We start from the raw sequence: 17,599 nt of genomic DNA, 5'->3' as shown, positions 1-17,599 counted from the left end.
ATGGACCCACCTTGGCCGAGGCCCGGCGCGCGATCGTCGCGCTCGGCAAGGCATTCGATGCGCGGGGCTGGGCGCCGGCGACCAGCGGCAATTATTCGATCCGGCTTGCCGACGGGACGATCGCGATCACCGTTTCGGGGCGCCATAAGGGCCGCCTGACCGAAGATGATGTGATGCTGCTCGCGCCCGACGGCACGCCGCTCGAGCCCAAGCGCCCTTCGGCGGAGACGGCGCTCCATCTGTGGCTCTATGCTCAGGATCCCGCGATCGGCTCGGTGCTGCACAGCCATTCGCATGCGGCCGTTGGGCTCGGACGCGCGCGGCGCGGCGCCAGCCACATCCGGCTCGAAGGGCATGAGATGCTGAAGGCGCTGCCCGGCATCACGACGCACGACATTTCGGTGACTCTGCCGATCGTCGACAACAGCCAGGACATGGCGGTGATCGAGGCGGCGATCGCCGGGCGGATCGATGGCGCGCCGGCTTATCTCATCCGCGATCACGGCCTCTATAGCTGGGGACGCGATATCGACGAGGCGGAGCGCGTCACCGAGGCGATCGAGTGGATGATCGCCACCGAGCTCGCCGAACTCAGCTTTGCCGGAGCCGCGCGATGAGCAGACTGACAATCTACCCCGAAGCCGATCCCTCGACGCCGCTGCTCGACACGCGCGACGCCGATGCGATCGCCACGGAGCTGGCCGCGATCGGCGTCGCTTTCGAGCGTTGGCCGACGCACGCAATCTTGCCCACCGACGCCAGCGACGAAGCCGTCCTCTCGGCCTATGCACCCGAGATCGCACGGTTGAGCGGCGCCAACGGCTATCGATCGGTCGATGTGATCCGTCTGAAGCCCGATCATCCCGATCGCGCGGCGCTGCGCAGCAAATTTCTCGACGAGCATATACATGGCGAAGACGAGGTTCGCTTCTTCGTCGAAGGCGAAGGACTGTTCACGCTGCGCAGCAATGGCCGCGTCCATGCGGTGCTCTGCGAGGCAGGCGATCTGATCTCGGTTCCCGCCGGCATCCGCCACTGGTTCGACATGGGGCCGACGCCGCGCTTCACAGCCATCCGCCTCTTCACCTCGCCAGAAGGATGGGTAGCGAAGTTCAGCGGCGATCCGATCGCGAGCCTCTTCCCGCGTCACGAACCCGCCTGATGCCAATCCGCGCCATCGTCACGGATATCGAGGGGACGACGAGCAGCATCGCGTTCGTCGCCGAAACGCTGTTCCCCTATGCGCGCGACCGCATCGACGATTTCGTCGCGGAGCATCATGATCTTGCCGCGCCGATCCTGGCCGAAGTGCGCGCGGAGGAACCGGGTGACCCGGTCGAGACGCTCAAGCGCTGGATCGACGAGGACCGCAAGGCCGCGCCGCTCAAGACGCTGCAGGGCATGATCTGGGCCGAGGGGTATCGCAGCGGCGCGCTGCGCGGTCATGTCTATCCCGATGCTGCGGAGATGCTGCGCCGCTGGCATGCGCAGGGGCTGCCGCTCTACGTCTTCTCGTCGGGGTCGATCGACGCGCAAAAACTGATCTTCGGCTACAGCATCGAAGGCGATCTGGCTCAGCTTTTCTCGGGCTGGTTCGATCTTTCGACGGGATCGAAGCGCGATCCCGAATCCTATGCGAGGATCGCGGCCGCCATCGGCGGCGATCCCGCGACGATCCTGTTCCTGTCGGATATCGCAGCGGAGATCGAGGCTGCGCGGATCGCGGGGCTGCAGACCCACCTGATCGATCGCAGCCGGGGCGACAATTTTCACGAGATACTGGTCGACGCATGAAACTCGAAGGCGTGCATCGGCGCTCGATCGAGCGCACTGCGGACGGCGCTGGCGTTCGTATCATGGACCAGCGCCGTCTGCCGTGGGAGATCGTCTGGGTTGAACTGCGCAGCGCCGAGGCTTGCGCGACGGCGATTCATGAGATGTGGACGCGCGGTGCGCCGTTGCTCGCGATGACCGGCGCCTACGGTCTCGCGATCGCGCTGGCGGTGGATGCATCGGACGAAGCGCTCGACCGGACGCATGCGATGCTGCTCGCTACGCGGCCGACCGCGATCAATCTGCGTTGGGCGCTCGATCTGATGCGCGACCATGTCGCGCCGCTGCCGGAGGATGAGCGCGCTGCGGCGGCCTTCGCGCGCGCCGATGCCCTTTGCGACGAGGATGTCGCCCTCAATCGCGCGATCGGTGAGCATGGGCTGGCGCTGTTCCGTGAGATTCATGCGCGCAATCCGGGGCGACCGCTCAATATCCTGACGCATTGCAACGCCGGTTGGCTGGCGACGGTCGACTATGGCACCGCATTGGCGCCGATCTATCTGGCGCACGACGCCGGCATCCCCGTGCACGTCTGGGTCGATGAAACCCGCCCGCGCAATCAGGGCGCGCTGCTGACCGCTTTCGAGCTGTCGGGGCACGGGGTGCCGCACCGGGTGATCGCGGATAATGTCGGCGGGCTGCTGATGCAGAAGGGCGAGGTTGATCTGGTGATCGTCGGCACCGATCGCGTCACTGCGAATGGCGATGTCTGCAACAAGATCGGCACTTACCTGAAGGCGCTTGCAGCGCATGATAATGGCGTACCCTTCTATGTCGCGCTGCCGTACACGACGATCGACCGCAGCATGGCGTCGGGCGACCTGATCCCGATCGAGGAACGTAGCGAAAGCGAAGTCGGCTGGCTTACGGGGCCTGATGCGGACGGTGTGCTGCGCAGCATTCGCGTCACCGAATCGCCCGCGCACAATCCGGCCTTCGACGTGACCCCCGCCCGTCTGGTGACGGGCTATGTCACCGAACGCGGTTTGCTCGACCGCCCCTGAACTGGACGGACGCGCGCCCGCCGGATAGACATGGGGCATGATCGCGAACGACGCGCCGGCCTATATGCCCGGCTTCGCCAACACTCATGAGACCGAGGCGGTCGCGGGCGCCTTGCCGATCGGCCGCAACTCGCCGCAACGCCCCGCCTTCGGCCTCTATGCGGAGCAATTGTCGGGAACCGCTTTTACCGCGCCGCGCCACGAGAATCGCCGCAGCTGGCTTTACCGCATCCGCCCGAGCGCGATGCATCACCCATATCGTCCCTATGACGGTGCCGAGCGCTTCGTCGCGGAAGCCGCACCCGGCAAGCTCGCGCCGAACCGCATGCGCTGGAGCCCCGCGCCGTTGCCGGAGGCTCCGGTCGATCTGATCGACGGCATGGCGACGATGCTGGTCAATCATGATGCGGCGTCGCTCGAAGGCGTCGCCTTTCATGTCTACGCGGCCAATCGCGACATGGCGACGCGCGCCTTCGTCGACGCCGACGGCGAACTGCTCTTCATTCCCCAGCAGGGGCGGCTGACGCTGCTGACCGAGTTCGGCCGGATCGAGCTTTCCCCCGGAGAGATCGCACTTGTGCCGCGCGGGGCTCGCTTTCGTGCGCTACTGCCCGACGGCATCGCACGCGGCTATGTCGCCGAAAATCAGGGCGTGCCCTTCCGCCTGCCCGAGCTTGGCCCGATCGGCGCCAACAGCCTCGCTGCGAGCCGCGACTTCCAGACGCCGGTCGCCTGGTATGAGGATCGCGACGAGAGGTTCGAGCTGATCCAGAAGTCGCTTGGCGCGCTGTGGGTCACTGAGCTCGATCATTCGCCGCTCGATGTCGTTGCCTGGCACGGCAATCTTGCACCGTGCAAATATGATCTCGCGCGCTTCAACACGATCGGCACCGTCAGCTTCGATCACCCCGATCCCTCGATCTTCACCGTGCTGACCTCGCCCAGCCATATGCCTGGCCGCGCCAACGCCGATTTCGTGATCTTCCCGCCGCGCTGGATGGTTGCCGAGGATACGTTCCGGCCGCCCTGGTTCCATCGCAATGTGATGAGCGAGGCGATGGGGCTTATCTACGGCGCTTACGATGCCAAGGCCGACGGCTTCGCGCCCGGTGCGATCAGCCTGCACAATCTGCTCGCCGGGCACGGTCCCGACGTCGCGAGCTGGAGGGGCGCGAGCGCAGTGGAACTCAAGCCGCACAAGATCGAAGGCACGATGGCCTTCATGGTCGAGACCTGCTGGCCCTATCGCCCGACGGCACATGCGCTCGACTGCGCCGAACGTCAGCGCGGCTATGACGAAGTGTGGGATGGATTCCCGAAGGCGCAGCTGCCGTGATCCGGATTCCGCTGAGCGAGAAATTCGCGGCGATCGACGAGCATTGGCGTCCGAAGATCGCGGCACAGGCCAACGGGCAGGACATCCGCCTCGTCAAGACGAAGGGCGTTTTTCCGTGGCACAGCCACCCCGACGCCGATGAGACCTTTCTTGTCTGGAAGGGGCTGTTTCGCGTCGAATATCGCGACCATGTCGTCGAGCTTGGACCGGGCGAGATGACGGTCGTGCCGCGCGGCGTCGAGCATCGCACCGCTAGCGACGAGGAAGCCGAAGTGCTGATCTTCGAGCCCTCGGAAGTGATCAACACCGGCGATGCGCCGGCTTCCGCCTTCACCGCACCTTCGGGAGTGACGATCTGATGAAACTTGCAAGCCTGAAGGCCGGCCGTGACGGCCGTCTCGTCGTCGTCTCGAACGATCTCGCCTGGTATGCGGAGGCGGGCCATATCGTCCCCACGCTGCAAGCCGCGCTCGACGACTGGGATCATTTCGAACCGCTGCTCCGCAACCTCGCGACCGATCTGGAACATGAAGCGATCCCGCAGGAGCGCTTTCATGAGCGGCTGGCTGCGGCGCCCCTGCCCCGCGCCTATCAGTGGGCGGACGGATCGGCTTATGTGAACCATGTCGCGCTGGTCAGGCAGGCGCGTGGCGCCGAGATGCCCGAGAGTTTCTGGAGCGACCCGCTGATGTATCAGGGCGGATCGGACGATTTTCTCGGCGCGCGCGATCCCATCCCGCTCGCCGACGAAGCCTGGGGCTGCGACATGGAGGCGGAGGTCGTCGTCGTCACTGGCGACGTGCCGCTCGGCGCGAGCCGCGAGGATGCGCTCGCGGCGGTCAGGCTGGTGGGGCTGACCAACGATGTTTCGCTGCGCAACCTGATCCCGGGCGAGCTGGCCAAGGGTTTCGGCTTCTTCCAGTCCAAGCCGGCAAGCGCCTTCTCGCCGGTGTTCGTCACGCCCGATGCGTTGGGAGACTGGTGGCGCGACGGCAAGCTGCACCGCAAGCTGATGGTCGACCTCAACGGCAAACCGCTCGGCCGCGCCGAGGCTGGCGAAGACATGACCTTTGATTTCGGCACGCTGATCGCCCACGCCGCGAAGACGCGCAACCTGCGCGCGGGGACGATCATCGGATCGGGCACAGTGTCCAACCGCGGCGCGGATGGAGGGCCGGGCATGCCTGTGGATGAGGGCGGGGTTGGCTATAGCTGCCTGGCCGAAGTGCGGACGGTCGAGACGATCCGTGACGGAAAGCCGAGCACGCCGTTCCTGAAGAATGGCGATGCGGTGAAGATCTGGATGGAGGATGACCACCACCATCCGATCTTCGGGGTTATCGACCAGGTTGTCGGCTAGGTTGTCAGGGGGAAATAGCGCTTTTCGGCGCGATCCTACATTTCGGTTCCGAAACTATCCCAGCAGATGATCGACGATCAGGTCGGCGGCCTGTTCGGGGGTGAGGCGCGTCGTATCGATGCGAATCTCTGGACTTTCGGGCTTTTCATAGGGGCTGTCGATGCCCGTGAAGTTCCTGAGCTTGCCCGCGCGCGCCTTGGCGTAGAGGCCCTTCACGTCGCGCTTTTCGGCGTCAGCAAGCGGCGTATCGACGAAAATTTCGACGAATTCGCCGACCGGGAGCATCTCGCGCACCATCTGCCGTTCGGCGCGGAAGGGCGAGATGAAGGCGGTGATGACGATCAGCCCGGCATCGGCCATCAGCTTCGCGACTTCGCCGAGACGGCGGATATTCTCGACACGGTCGGCATCGGTGAAGCCGAGATCGCGGTTGAGCCCGTGACGCACATTGTCGCCGTCGAGCAGGAAGCTGTGCCGGTTCATGCGGTGCAGCTTCTTTTCGACGAGATTGGCGATGGTCGACTTGCCCGCGCCCGAAAGCCCGGTGAACCAGAGCACGGCGGGCTTCTGGTTCTTGAGGCCGGCCCGCGCCTCGCGCGTCACGTCCTGCGACTGCCAGTGGACATTCTGGCTCCGGCGCAGCGCGAAATGGATCATCCCCGCCGCGACGGTCGCGTTGCTGATCTTGTCGATCAGGATGAAGCCGCCGAGCGACCGGCTGTCGGCATAGGGCTCGAACACGATCGGGCTGTCGGTCGAGAAGGTGACGACGCCGATCGCGTTGAGATCGAGCGAACGCGCCGCGACATGCTCCAGCGTGTTGACGTTGACCTGATATTTGGGCGCCCTCATCGTGGCGGAGACGGTGCGGGTGCCCAGTTTCAGCCAATAGGCGCGGCCCGGCAGCATCGCCTCGTCGGCCATCCAGACGACCGTCGCCTCGAACTGGTCGGCCGCCTCGGGCGGGTCGCCGGCGGCGGCGATGACGTCGCCGCGCGAGCAATCGACCTCGTCGGCGAGGGTCAGCGTCACGGACTGCCCTGCCCGCGTCGCCGGCAGATCGCCGTCGGCCGAAACGATGCGCGCGACGCTGCTCGTCCGCCCCGACGGCAGGATACGCACCGGATCGCCGGGCTGCACCGTCCCGGCATCGACCAGCCCGGCAAAGCCGCGGAAATCGAGATCGGGCCGGTTGACCCACTGCACCGCCATGCGGAAAGGCCGCGCGGCATCGGCATCCTGATCGACCGGCACGGTTTCCAGATGCTCGACGAGCGTCGGCCCGTCATACCAGGGCATGTTTGCGGACGCCGCCGCGATATTGTCTCCGCCCAGGCCCGAGACCGGAATGGCGCGGAAATCGGTGATGCCGATCTCGTTCGCGAAGGCGCGATATTGCAGGCGGATGCGATCGAAGACGGCGCGGTCATAATCGACCAGATCCATCTTGTTCACCGCGAGCACGATGTGGCGGATGCCGATCAGATGCGCGAGGAAACTGTGCCGGCGCGTCTGGGTGAGCACGCCCTTGCGCGCGTCGATCAGGATCACGGCGAGATCGGCGGTCGACGCGCCCGTCACCATGTTGCGCGTATATTGTTCGTGCCCCGGCGTGTCGGCGACGATGAACTTGCGCTTCTCGGTCGCGAAGAAGCGATAGGCGACGTCGATGGTGATGCCCTGCTCGCGCTCCGCCGCGAGACCGTCGACGAGAAGCGCGAAATCGATCTCGCCGCCCTGCGTGCCGACGCGCTTGCTGTCGCTTTCGAGCGTCGAAAGCTGATCCTCGAAAATCTGCTTCGAATCGTAGAGCAGCCGGCCGATCAGCGTCGACTTGCCATCGTCCACCGAGCCGCAGGTGATGAAGCGGAGCAGCGATTTATGCTCATGCTGCGCAAGATAGGCCGCGATATCGTCGGCGATCAGCGCGTCGGGGCGATAGGAACCGCTCATCAGAAATAGCCCTCGCGCTTCTTCTTCTCCATGCTCGCGCTCTGGTCATGGTCGATGGCGCGGCCCTGCCGCTCCGAGGTGGTGGTGAGCAGCATCTCGCGGATCACGGCTTCGAGCGTGTCGGCGGTGCTTTCGACCGCACCAGTGAGCGGATAGCAGCCGAGGGTGCGGAAGCGGATCGAGCGCTCGACGGGCACCTCGCCTTCGCCGAGCGGAAAGCGATCGTCGTCGACCATCAGCAGCAGGCCGTCGCGTTCGACCGTGGGGCGCGGCGCGGCGAAATAGAGCGGGACGATCTCGATCGATTCGCGGCGGATATATTGCCAGATATCGAGCTCGGTCCAGTTGGAGAGCGGGAAGGCGCGGATGCTTTCGCCCTTCGCCTTGCGGGCATTGTAGAGCCGCCACAGCTCGGGCCGCTGCTGCTTGGGATCCCATTGGTGGCTGGCGGTGCGGAAGGAGAAGACGCGTTCCTTGGCGCGGCTTTTCTCCTCGTCGCGCCGCGCGCCGCCGAAGGCCGCGTCGAAGCCGTGGAGATCGAGCGCCTGCTTGAGCCCCTCGGTCTTCCACATGTCGGTATGGAGCGCGCCATGATCGAAGGGGTTGATCCCGCGTTCGAGCGCATCGGGATTGCGGTGGACGAGCAACTCCATCCCCGCCTCCGCCGCCGCGCGATCGCGCAGATCGTACATGGCGCGGAACTTCCATGTCGTATCGACGTGGAGGAGCGGAAATGGCGGCGGCGCGGGGAAGAAGGCCTTCTTCGCCAGATGGAGCATGACGGCGGAATCCTTGCCCACCGAATAGAGCATGACCGGCCGCTCGGCCTCGGCCACGACCTCACGCATGATGTGGATGCTCTCGGCCTCGAGCCGATCGAGATGGGTCAACGTCATTGCCGCCCAGCTAATTGCCAATGCCGGGCCATGCCAACAAGCTTTTCTGCAGAGGGGTGAAGGCGGGGCGAGCGGAAGTTTGCGCTGATCGAGCTTGCGAACCCGGATTGGCGTGATCTGAGTGCGCGATATGTCTGACTGAGCTGCGGACGCGGGACCCCGGGGCAAGCCCGGGGTGACGATATCGTGGGATCAGGCCGCGCGGATTTCGGCGACGAAGCCATCGATGCGGGTGCCGAGGCGGCCGGCGTGCGTTGCGAGCGAGCGCGCTTCGTCGCGCAGGTCGGCGGCGCGGTGCGCGGCTTCGGAAGCTGCCTGGCCGATCTCTGCGATGTTGCTGTGGATATGGCCGCTGGCGCCCACGGCTTCGTCGACATTGGCGGCGATCGCCTGCGTCGCGCCGCTCTGTTCGGCGACCGAGCGATCGATGAGGCTCGACATCTGTTCGATCCGCGCGATCACGCTTGCCATGCCGGCATGGCCGCGTGCGACATCGCCGATCGCGTCGCGGACGCGGCCGATGAGCTTGCCCACCTCGCCCGCCGCAGCGCGCGTCTGCCCGGCAAGCGACTTCACCTCGGCGGCGACGACGCCGAAGCCCCTGCCCGCCTCGCCGGCGTGGACCGCCTCGATCGAGGCATTGAGCGCGAGCAGGTTCACCTTGCTGGCGATCGAATCGATCAGGCCGATGACCCCGGTGATCTCGTCGGCGACGCTCGACAGCGCGCGGAGGCGGATATCGCCGTCGGCGACGAGCGAGACGGCGCGGCCGGTCGACTCGCGCGCGCCGCCGACCTCGGCCTGGACCTGCGCCAGCGCCTCGACCAGCCAGCGGCCGCGCGCGGCGATCTCACCCATATTGTCGGCGGCCTGCGAGGCTGCGGTGGCGGCGGCGCTGCTGGCATGGCCGGTCTGCACCGCGCGCTCGGCCATGCCAGCGGCGGCTGCACGGATCGCGTCGGCGGTGCGCGCGAGGTGGGCGGCGAGATCGGCCGCTTCCTGCTGGAAGCGCGCGCTGAGGCGGCCAACCGATTCGGCGCGCGCGATCCGCGCGGTGCCGCGATCGCGCTCGCGATTGGCGGCAAGCTCGAGCAAGCGGGCATTGGGAATGACGTCGCGGAAGCGCCCACGATCGGTGCGGATGATGCCTTCACCCGCCCCGCCCGCCGCGAAGGCATCGAGCATCGCGCCGACGCCGTCGTCCGCCTCGACGATCGGGCACGCACTGACATGGGCCGACAGCGCGCCGCCGAAGCTGGGGTTCTGCATCAGCGCATGGCCGAAAGGATTGAAGAGGATGCGGCGCACGTCGATCTCGCGGATCGCGCCGACCGGGCGCGCATCGGCATCGACGACGGCAAGCAGCCGCAGGCCGGGCTCGGCGCGGAAAATGTCGATCGCCTCGGCAAGCGTCGCATCGCGGCGCAGCGAGAGACTCGATCCACTGATTGCTTCACGTCCGCCCTGCACTCGCGCCCCGTTTCGTCGTTGTTGCGTGGCTTAGTGGCAGCAGATGGTAAATGCGGCGTAAGCCGGATGTGACAGTGTCGTGAAAATGCTGGATATTTTCGGGTGTATCGGCATGGGCTGGCATTTTTCGCGGCTTGGGCTATCGCGCGGCGACAATTTCAGGAGTGAAGCACCTTGTCATCGGATCGGCAGCGGCCCGCCGTCCTCGTCACCGGCGGCGCGGGCTATATCGGCAGCCATGCCGTGCTGGCGCTGCGCGATGCGGGGTGGCCGGTCGTCGTCATCGACAATCTGGTGACGGGATTTCGCTGGGCGGTGCCCGCCGACGCGCCTTTCGTGCAAGGCGATATCGCCGATGCGGGCGTGGTGCGGCCGCTGATCGCCGGGCACGGCATCGGTGCGATCATGCATTTCGCGGGATCGGTGGTGGTGCCCGAATCGGTCGTCGATCCGCTCAAATATTATCGCAACAATACGGGGGCGACGCGCACGCTGATCGAAAGCGCGGTCAGCGAGGGCGTGCGCCACTTTATCTTCTCCTCCACCGCCGCGACCTATGGCATCCCCGAGGCAAGCCCGATCAGCGAGAGCGCGGCGCAGCGGCCGATCAATCCCTATGGCATGTCCAAGCTGATGAGCGAGGCGATGCTGGCCGATGTCGCGGCGGCGCACCCGATCAACTATGCGGCGCTGCGCTATTTCAACGTCGCGGGCGCGGACCCGCAGGGACGCAGCGGGCAATCGACGGCGGGAGCGACGCACCTGATCAAGGTCGCGGTCGAGGCGGCGACGGGCAAGCGCGGGCATGTCTCGGTCTTCGGCACCGATTATGCGACGCCCGACGGCACCGGGGTGCGCGACTATATCCATGTCAGCGATCTCGCCGCCGCGCATGTCGACGCGCTGGAGGCGCTGATCGCGAGCCCGGCGGAAAACCTGCTGCTCAACTGCGGCTATGGTCGCGGCTTCTCGGTGCTCGAAGTGCTCGACGCCGTCGACCGCGTGACCAACATGACGATCGAGCGGCGGATCGAGCCGCGCCGCGCGGGCGACCCCGACGCGCTGATCGCCGACAATCGCGCGATCCTCGCCCGCCTGCCCTGGCGGCCGCGCCGCGACGATCTCGACGGGATCGTGCGCGACGCGCTCGCCTGGGAACGCGCGCTTGGCGAACGCGCCGGGGGCTAGTTCAGCCGACGCCTTCGATCAGGAAGACGCGATAGTCGCCCGCCGCCTTGCGGTGGATCAGCGCATCCTGATAGGCCGGGCTGTCATACCAGGCGCGGGCATCGGCCATGGTCGGGAATTCGAGGATCACCGCGCCTTCGACATTCAGGCCCTCGAGCGTCTCGACCGCGCCATAATAGGCGCGCGGCGTGACCGGGTGGCCGGCGGTCGAGGCGCCGGCCTTGGGGGCGTAGATGTCGAACTCGGCCTGATCGTGCAGGCTGTCGCGGATGAAGACGGCGTAGGCGGGCATGTTTCTCTCTCCGTTCAGCGGCGAAGATCGCGCGCGATGGCCTTCTTCGTCGCATCGCCATAGGGCGGCTTGAAGCCTGCGAGCCTGGCGACGTCGATCTTCGGCTGCTTGTAGACCGCCTTGGCGTGGCTGAAGGCGCGGAAGCCGTCAAAGCCATGATAGCTGCCCATGCCCGAAGGGCCGATGCCGCCGAAGGGCAGATCCTCCATCGCGGTGTGGAAGACGACATCGTTGAGCGTCACGCCGCCCGAGATGGTGCGTTCGAGCACGCGATCCTGCTCGCGTTCGTCATTGCCGAAATAATAGAGGCCGAGCGGGCGATCGCGGCCGTTGACCTCGGCAATGGCGTCGTCGATCGCCTTGTAGCGGCGGACGGGGAGGATCGGGCCGAAAATCTCCTGCTGCATCACCAGCATGTCGTCGGTCGCGTCGCGGACGATATGAAGCGGCATCTTGGTGCCGTTCGAGGCCGAGAAATCCTCGCCGCCGGGATTGACGGTGACGACGTCGGCGCCCTTGGCGCGGGCATCGTCGAGCCAGGCATTGAGCCGGTCGAAATGGCGGCCGTTGACCACCGCCGTATAGTCCGGGTTCGACAGGAGGGTGGGATAGAGCCGGCCCGCCGCGGCCTTAACGCCCTCGACCACTTCGCTTTCCTTTTCGTCGGGGACGAGGAGGTAATCGGGCGCGAGGCAGATCTGGCCGGCGTTGAGCATCTTGCCGAGCGCGATGCGCTCGCTGGCCTGCGCAATGTCGGCGGTGCGGCCGATGATCGCGGGCGATTTGCCGCCCAGTTCGAGCGTGACCGGCGTGAGATTGTCAGCGGCGGCGTGGAGGATGTGGCGGCCGATGCCCGTCGCGCCGGTGAAGATGAGATGATCGAAGGGCAGCGAGGCGAAGGCCTGCCCGACATCCGGCCCGCCGCTGAAGAAGGCGAGTTCGCTTTCGTCGAAATAGCCGGGGACGATCTCCTCGAACAATGTCGCGGTCGCGGGGACATATTCGGAGGATTTGACCATCACGCGGTTGCCCGCGGCGAACGCGCCCGCGATCGGCGCGAGCGCGAGCTGGACCGGGAAGTTCCACGGCGCGATCACGCCGACGACGCCCTTGGGCTGATAATCGACCCAGGCCCGCGCGCCGAGCAGGCCGAGCGGAAATTCGAGGCCGCGCTTTTCACGCTTCGACCAGCGATCGATGTGGCTGCGGGCATGCTTGAGCGCCTTGATCGGGCCGACCACGTCGGTAATCAGGCTCTGGTCGCGGCTGCGGTGGCCGAAATCCTCGGCGAGTGCGTCGGCGATCGCATCGGCCTTGTCGACCAGCATCGCGATGGCGCGATCGATCCTTTCCTTGCGGATGCCGATCCTGACCGGAAGCTCGTTATGAAATGCATTGCGCTGCTTCTCGAGCACCGCCATCATCCTGTCCGACATTCGCCCTCCCCTTCGTTATTTGCGATTCACTATCGCCGATCGCGAAGCCGTTGTCGAACAGGGCGGATGCCCCTAGGGCTTCCTTGGGAGAAGCCGAATCCGAAGGGCGAGGAAAGCTATAGTGGCCGAGACCTATCACACGATCATCCTGTTTGGCGCGACGGGCGACCTTGCCCATCGCATGCTGTTTCCGTCGCTCTACAACCTCTTCGTCGACCGGCTGCTTCCCGACGACATCGCGATCATCGCATCGGGCCGCACCCAGATGGACGACGACGCATTCCGCGCCGACATCGGCGAGGCGCTGAAGAAATTCCTGCCCGCCGACCGCTATGAGGAAGAGAGCGCGAGCGCGATCCTGTCGCGCATCCGCTATTGCCCGGTCAGCGTCGGCGAGAGCACCGATTTCGAGAAGCTGGCCGGGATGGTCGGCGAAGCGCGCGACAAGGGCGTCGCCGTCTATCTCTCGACCCCGCCGTCGCTGTTCGCGCCCGTTGCCGAGGGACTGGGCAAGGCCGGGCTTTCAGGCCCCAATGTCCGCATCGCGATGGAAAAGCCGATCGGCCAGGACCTCGCCTCCTCACGCGCGGTCAATGACGGGGTGAACGCGGTCTTCGCCGAGGATCAGGTGTTCCGCGTCGACCATTATCTGGGCAAGGAGACGGTGCAGAATTTGCTCGTCCTGCGCTTCGGCAACATATTGTTCGAGCCGCTCTGGACCTCGCGCGCGATCGAGCATGTGCAGATCACCGTCGCCGAGACCGTCGGACTGGAAGGCCGGGTTTCCTATTATGACGGCGTCGGCGCGCTGAAGGACATGGTGCAGAACCATATGCTCCAGCTGCTCGCGCTGGTGGCGATGGAGCCGCCCGCATCGATGGATTCGGCGTCGGTGCGCGACGAGAAGGTCAAGGTGCTCCGCTCGCTGCGCCACATGGACGCGACCAGCGCGCCGCAGAACAGCGTGCGCGGCCAGTATCGATCGGGCGCGGTCGATGGCCAGCCGGTGAAGGGCTATGAGGAAGAGCTGGGCCAGAAATCCGACACCGAGACCTTCGTCGCGGTGAAGGCCTTCATCGACAATTGGCGCTGGGCCAACGTCCCCTTCTACCTGCGCACCGGCAAGCGCATGCCGAGCCGCCAGTCGGAGATCCTGATCCAGTTCCGGCCGGTGCCGCACTCGATCTTCACGGGCAACGGCAAGCCGCTGCAGCCCAATGCGATGGTCATCAAGATCCAGCCCGAGGAGAATATCCAGCTTCTCGTCATGGCCAAGCAGCCCGGGCTCGACCGCCACGGCGTCGAGACGCGCGAAGTGGCGCTCGACGTGTCGCTGTCGATCGGCGCGACGGGCCAGCGGCGGCGCATCGCCTATGAGCGGCTGCTGCTCGACCTGCTCGAAGGCGATCCGACGCTGTTCGTCCGCCGCGACGAGGTGGAAGCGGCATGGGGCTGGATCGATTCGATCCACGATGCCTGGGCGCAGGCCGGCGTCGAGACCAAGCCCTATACGTCGGGCACCTGGGGGCCGAGCGCGGCGATCGCGCTGACCGAGCGCGACGGGGCGACGTGGCATGACTAATCTTCATGCCGCCGTTGCGCGCGTCACCGACCGGGTGATCGAGCGCAGCCGCGAGACGCGGGCGGCCTATCTCGACCTGATCGAGGCCGAGCGCGACCATGGTGCGCGGCGCGGCAATATGGGGTGCGGCAACCTTGCCCATGCCTTTGCCGCCGCCGAGGAGGACAAGGCCGCGATCCGCGCCGGGCGGGCGATGAACATCGGCATCGTCACCTCCTACAACGACATGCTTTCGGCGCACGCGCCCTATGCCCGCTATCCCGAGCAGATAAAGATCTTCGCGCGCGAAAAGGGCGCGACGGCGCAGGTGGCGGGCGGCGTTCCCGCCATGTGCGACGGCGTGACGCAGGGGCAGGCCGGCATGGAACTGTCGCTGTTCAGTCGCGACACGATCGCGCTGGGCACCGCCGTTGGCCTCAGCCATGCGATGTTCGAGGGGATGCTGCTGCTCGGCATCTGCGACAAGATCGTGCCGGGCATGCTGATGGGCGCGCTGCGCTTCGGCCATCTGCCGGCGATCCTCGTCCCCGGCGGGCCGATGCCATCGGGGCTCGCCAACAAGGAGAAGGCGCGCGTCCGCCAGCTTTATGCCGAGGGCAAGGCGAGCCGCGACGAACTGCTTGCCGCCGAATCCGCGAGCTATCACGGGCTGGGCACCTGCACCTTCTACGGCACCGCCAACAGCAACCAGATGATGATGGAAGTGATGGGGCTGCACGTTCCCAACGCCGCCTTCGTCAACCCCGGCACCAAGCTGCGCCAGGAACTGACGCGCGCTGCGACGCACCGGATCACCGAGATCGGCTGGGACGGCAATGACTATCGCCCGCTGGGCCGGGTGATCGACGAGAAGGCGATCGTCAACGCCGCCGTGGGCCTGATGGCGACGGGCGGATCGACCAACCATGCCATCCACCTGCCCGCCATCGCGCGCGCGGCGGGGATCGTGATCGACTGGGAGGATTTCGAGACGTTGTCGGAGAATGTGCCGTTGCTGGCGCGCGTCTATCCCAACGGCCAGGGCGACGTGAACGATTTCCAGCGCGCCGGCGGCATGGCCTATGTCATCCGCGAACTGCTCGACGCCGGGCTGCTCCATGGCGACATCATGACGGTTTGGCCGGGCGGGCTCGACGCCTGGCGCGCCGAGCCGGCATGGGAAGACGAGATGCTGAGCTGGCCGCCCGCGCCCGCGGCGTCGCGCGACGAAAGCATGTTGCGCCCCGCCGCCGCGCCTTTCCAGGCGACGGGCGGGATGAAGCTGCTGTCGGGCAATCTGGGGCGCGCGATCATCAAGACCAGCGCCGTCGACCCCGAACGCCATGTGATCGAGGCGCCGGCGGCGGTCTTTTCGGACCAGGACGACGTGATCGCGGCGTTCAAGGCCGGCGAGCTGGAGCGCGACGTGATCGTCGTCGTCCGTTTCCAGGGACCGGCGGCGAACGGCATGCCCGAGCTCCACAAGCTGACTCCGCCGCTGGGCGTGCTGCAGGATCGCGGCTTCCGCGTTGCGCTCGTCACCGACGGGCGCATGTCGGGCGCATCGGGCAAGGTGCCGGCGGCGATCCATCTCTGCCCCGAAGCGCTGCACGGCGGCCCGATCGCGCGCGTGCGCGACGGCGACATCGTGCGCGTCGATGCGGTGGCGGGGACGATCGAGGTGATCGATCCCGATTTCGCCGCGCGCGAGCCTGCCCCTGCCCCGCGCCCCGCAATGGGCACCGGGCGCGAGCTTTTCGCGCTGTTCCGCCATGGCTGCGACGACGCAGAGCATGGCGCATCCCCCCTTCTTCACGCAATGGAACGATAAGATGCAGCCAGTCGAAACCGTGATGCGTACCGCGCCCGTCATCCCCGTGCTGGTGATCGACAAGGTCGAGGATGCGCGGCCGATCGCCGAGGCGCTGGTCGAAGGCGGGCTCAATGTGCTGGAAGTGACGCTGCGCACGCCCGCCGCCCTCGAGGTGATTGCCGAAATGGCGAAGGTACCGGGCGCGATCGTCGGTGCGGGGACGGTGCTCAATGCCCGCGACCTCGACCGCGCGCTTCAGGTGGGCGCGCAGTTCATCGTCAGCCCGGGGCTTACCGACACGCTGGCGCGCGCGGCGATCGACCAGAACGTCGCTTTCCTGCCCGGCGTCGCCAATGCCGGCGACATCATGCGCGGGCTCGATCTGGGGCTGGACCGCTTCAAATTCTTCCCGGCGGAAGCATCGGGCGGGCTGAAGGCGCTGAAGGCGCTTGCCGCGCCGTTCGGCAATGTCCGCTTCTGCCCGACGGGCGGGATCACCGTCGAGAGCGCGGCGAGCTGGCTTGCCGAGCCGGCGGTGCTGTGCGTCGGCGGAAGCTGGGTGGTGAAGCCCGGTCCGGTCGACCGGGCGGCGATCACAGCGGCGGCGCGAGCGGCGGCGTCGCTCCCGCGCTGAGCGCGATCCAGCAGGCAAAGGCGCCGGCGGCGAGCAGCGCCCCGAAGGGAAGCTGCGTGCTGCCGCCGACCTGCTTGCCGCGCGCCGCCATCGTCAGCGCATAGCCGAGCCCGCCGGCGCAGGCGATGAGCAGGACGAAGGGCAGAAGCTGCCACCCCAGCCACGCGCCGATCGCGCCGAACAGCTTGGGATCGCCACCGCCGAGGCCGACGCGGCCGCGCAGCAGGCGATAACCCTCGGCCACGACGAACAATGTGCCGAAGCCGACGACGAGGCCGGCGATGCGATCGAGCGGCGCGGGATCGAGGGCGACGAAGCCGCCCGCAATGCCAAGCGCGGCAAGCGGCAGGGTGAGGCGATCGGGCAGCCAGAGGTGGAACAGGTCGAGCGCTGCGAGCGTCAGCAGCCACCAGCCAAAGAGCGCCCCCGCGACGCCGGCGAGCCCCGGCGCAAGGCCGAAGGCGACCGCGCCGATCAGCGCGGCGAGAAGTTCGACGATCAGGTGTGTCGGATCGATGCGCGCGTGGCAGGTGGCGCAGCGCCCACGCGGGATCAGGAAACCGAGAATCGGGATCAGCTCGACGGGCGTCAGCGTGCGGTGGCAATTGTCGCATTCGGAGCGGCCATGCGCGACCGAGCGCGCCTGCGGCCAGCGCAGGACGATCGTCGCGGCGAAGCTGCCCGCGATCGCGCCGAGACCGAACCCCGCCAATGCCCATGAAGGGTTCATCGCCCCGCTCGCTTCATCGTCCGCTTTTTCCGCGTCATTGTCTTGCCGCCGCCCTAGCAGCACGCGCGCGTTTGAAAAACCGGCGCGGCGCGC

General features: G+C 66.7%; 17 protein-coding genes. 11 read left to right on the top strand and 6 right to left on the bottom strand.

Going from position 1 to position 17,599, the window contains the following annotated elements:
• Positions 1-11: 11 nt before the first annotated feature.
• From mtnB to AC3WT0_RS00410, 7 genes are read left to right on the top strand one after another with little or no spacing between them, the layout of a single operon-like run.
• Positions 12-617, top strand: a complete 606-nt coding sequence (gene mtnB / locus AC3WT0_RS00440) for a methylthioribulose 1-phosphate dehydratase (protein WP_492750554.1) — start codon at positions 12-14, stop codon at positions 615-617.
• Positions 614-1,162 (top strand): 1,2-dihydroxy-3-keto-5-methylthiopentene dioxygenase, encoded by a 549-nt coding sequence (locus AC3WT0_RS00435; protein ID WP_492750553.1) that lies wholly within the window; start codon positions 614-616, stop codon positions 1,160-1,162. The genes mtnB and AC3WT0_RS00435 overlap by 4 nt, the downstream gene beginning before the upstream one ends.
• A complete protein-coding gene (gene mtnC, locus AC3WT0_RS00430; RefSeq protein ID WP_492750552.1) occupies positions 1,162-1,794 on the top strand; it encodes an acireductone synthase in 633 nt (210 codons plus the stop codon). Before AC3WT0_RS00435 ends, mtnC begins: the two co-directional genes overlap by 1 nt.
• The gene (gene mtnA, locus AC3WT0_RS00425; RefSeq protein ID WP_492750551.1) at positions 1,791-2,837 is read left to right on the top strand and encodes an S-methyl-5-thioribose-1-phosphate isomerase; all 1,047 of its coding nucleotides are present in this window, start codon (positions 1,791-1,793) and stop codon (positions 2,835-2,837) included. Before mtnC ends, mtnA begins: the two co-directional genes overlap by 4 nt.
• Before the next feature lie 37 nt (positions 2,838-2,874).
• Complete coding sequence (gene hmgA, locus AC3WT0_RS00420; RefSeq protein ID WP_492750550.1) at positions 2,875-4,173, top strand: homogentisate 1,2-dioxygenase; 1,299 nt, start codon at positions 2,875-2,877, stop codon at positions 4,171-4,173.
• Positions 4,170-4,532, top strand: a complete 363-nt coding sequence (locus AC3WT0_RS00415; RefSeq protein WP_492750549.1) for a cupin domain-containing protein — start codon at positions 4,170-4,172, stop codon at positions 4,530-4,532. The genes hmgA and AC3WT0_RS00415 overlap by 4 nt, the downstream gene beginning before the upstream one ends.
• The gene (locus AC3WT0_RS00410) at positions 4,532-5,533 is read left to right on the top strand and encodes a fumarylacetoacetate hydrolase family protein (RefSeq protein ID WP_492750548.1); all 1,002 of its coding nucleotides are present in this window, start codon (positions 4,532-4,534) and stop codon (positions 5,531-5,533) included. The genes AC3WT0_RS00415 and AC3WT0_RS00410 overlap by 1 nt, the downstream gene beginning before the upstream one ends.
• Positions 5,534-5,587: 54 nt before the next feature.
• Here the strand turns inward: AC3WT0_RS00410 and cysN are convergent, their stop codons facing one another.
• The 3 genes from cysN to AC3WT0_RS00395 form a co-directional block, all read right to left on the bottom strand.
• On the bottom strand, positions 5,588-7,486 hold the full coding sequence (cysN, locus tag AC3WT0_RS00405) for a sulfate adenylyltransferase subunit CysN (protein WP_492750547.1): 1,899 nt from the start codon (positions 7,484-7,486) through the stop codon (positions 5,588-5,590).
• On the bottom strand, positions 7,486-8,382 hold the full coding sequence (cysD, locus tag AC3WT0_RS00400) for a sulfate adenylyltransferase subunit CysD (RefSeq protein ID WP_492750546.1): 897 nt from the start codon (positions 8,380-8,382) through the stop codon (positions 7,486-7,488). The genes cysN and cysD overlap by 1 nt, the downstream gene beginning before the upstream one ends.
• Positions 8,383-8,574: 192 nt before the next feature.
• Positions 8,575-9,852 (bottom strand): methyl-accepting chemotaxis protein, encoded by a 1,278-nt coding sequence (locus AC3WT0_RS00395; RefSeq protein WP_492750545.1) that lies wholly within the window; start codon positions 9,850-9,852, stop codon positions 8,575-8,577.
• Positions 9,853-10,026: 174 nt separating this feature from the next.
• Between AC3WT0_RS00395 and galE the strand changes: the two genes are divergently transcribed.
• Positions 10,027-11,040 carry a UDP-glucose 4-epimerase GalE gene (gene galE, locus AC3WT0_RS00390; RefSeq protein WP_492750544.1) on the top strand — a complete coding sequence of 338 codons (1,014 nt, stop codon included), beginning with the start codon at positions 10,027-10,029 and terminating at the stop codon, positions 11,038-11,040.
• 1 nt (position 11,041) lies between these two features.
• On the opposite strand, the gene AC3WT0_RS00385 is transcribed toward galE, so the two are convergent.
• Complete coding sequence (locus AC3WT0_RS00385; RefSeq protein WP_492750543.1) at positions 11,042-11,332, bottom strand: DUF1330 domain-containing protein; 291 nt, start codon at positions 11,330-11,332, stop codon at positions 11,042-11,044.
• A 14-nt stretch (positions 11,333-11,346) separates the two neighbouring features.
• On the bottom strand, positions 11,347-12,768 hold the full coding sequence (locus tag AC3WT0_RS00380; protein ID WP_492750542.1) for a coniferyl aldehyde dehydrogenase: 1,422 nt from the start codon (positions 12,766-12,768) through the stop codon (positions 11,347-11,349).
• A gap of 121 nt (positions 12,769-12,889) precedes the next feature.
• Here AC3WT0_RS00380 and zwf point away from each other — a divergent pair, with 121 nt between their 5' ends.
• The 3 genes from zwf to eda are packed head-to-tail and all read left to right on the top strand — an operon-like array spanning position 12,890 to position 16,776.
• Entirely contained in the window at positions 12,890-14,350 is a 1,461-nt protein-coding gene (gene zwf / locus AC3WT0_RS00375) for a glucose-6-phosphate dehydrogenase (RefSeq protein WP_492750541.1), read from the top strand.
• Positions 14,343-16,160, top strand: a complete 1,818-nt coding sequence (edd, locus tag AC3WT0_RS00370) for a phosphogluconate dehydratase (RefSeq protein WP_492750540.1) — start codon at positions 14,343-14,345, stop codon at positions 16,158-16,160. The genes zwf and edd overlap by 8 nt, the downstream gene beginning before the upstream one ends.
• 1 nt (position 16,161) lies before the next feature.
• Positions 16,162-16,776 (top strand): bifunctional 4-hydroxy-2-oxoglutarate aldolase/2-dehydro-3-deoxy-phosphogluconate aldolase, encoded by a 615-nt coding sequence (gene eda / locus AC3WT0_RS00365; RefSeq protein WP_492750538.1) that lies wholly within the window; start codon positions 16,162-16,164, stop codon positions 16,774-16,776.
• Here eda and AC3WT0_RS00360 read toward each other — a convergent pair.
• Positions 16,736-17,506 carry a prepilin peptidase gene (locus AC3WT0_RS00360; RefSeq protein WP_492750536.1) on the bottom strand — a complete coding sequence of 257 codons (771 nt, stop codon included), beginning with the start codon at positions 17,504-17,506 and terminating at the stop codon, positions 16,736-16,738. The genes eda and AC3WT0_RS00360 overlap by 41 nt on opposite strands.
• Positions 17,507-17,599: the final 93 nt, after the last annotated feature.

Source organism: Sphingomonas sp. EU05-FHT14C10, assembly GCF_058790595.1.
The sequence above is the reverse complement of the archived record's forward strand: the minus strand, read 5'-3'. Positions and strand labels throughout refer to the sequence as shown.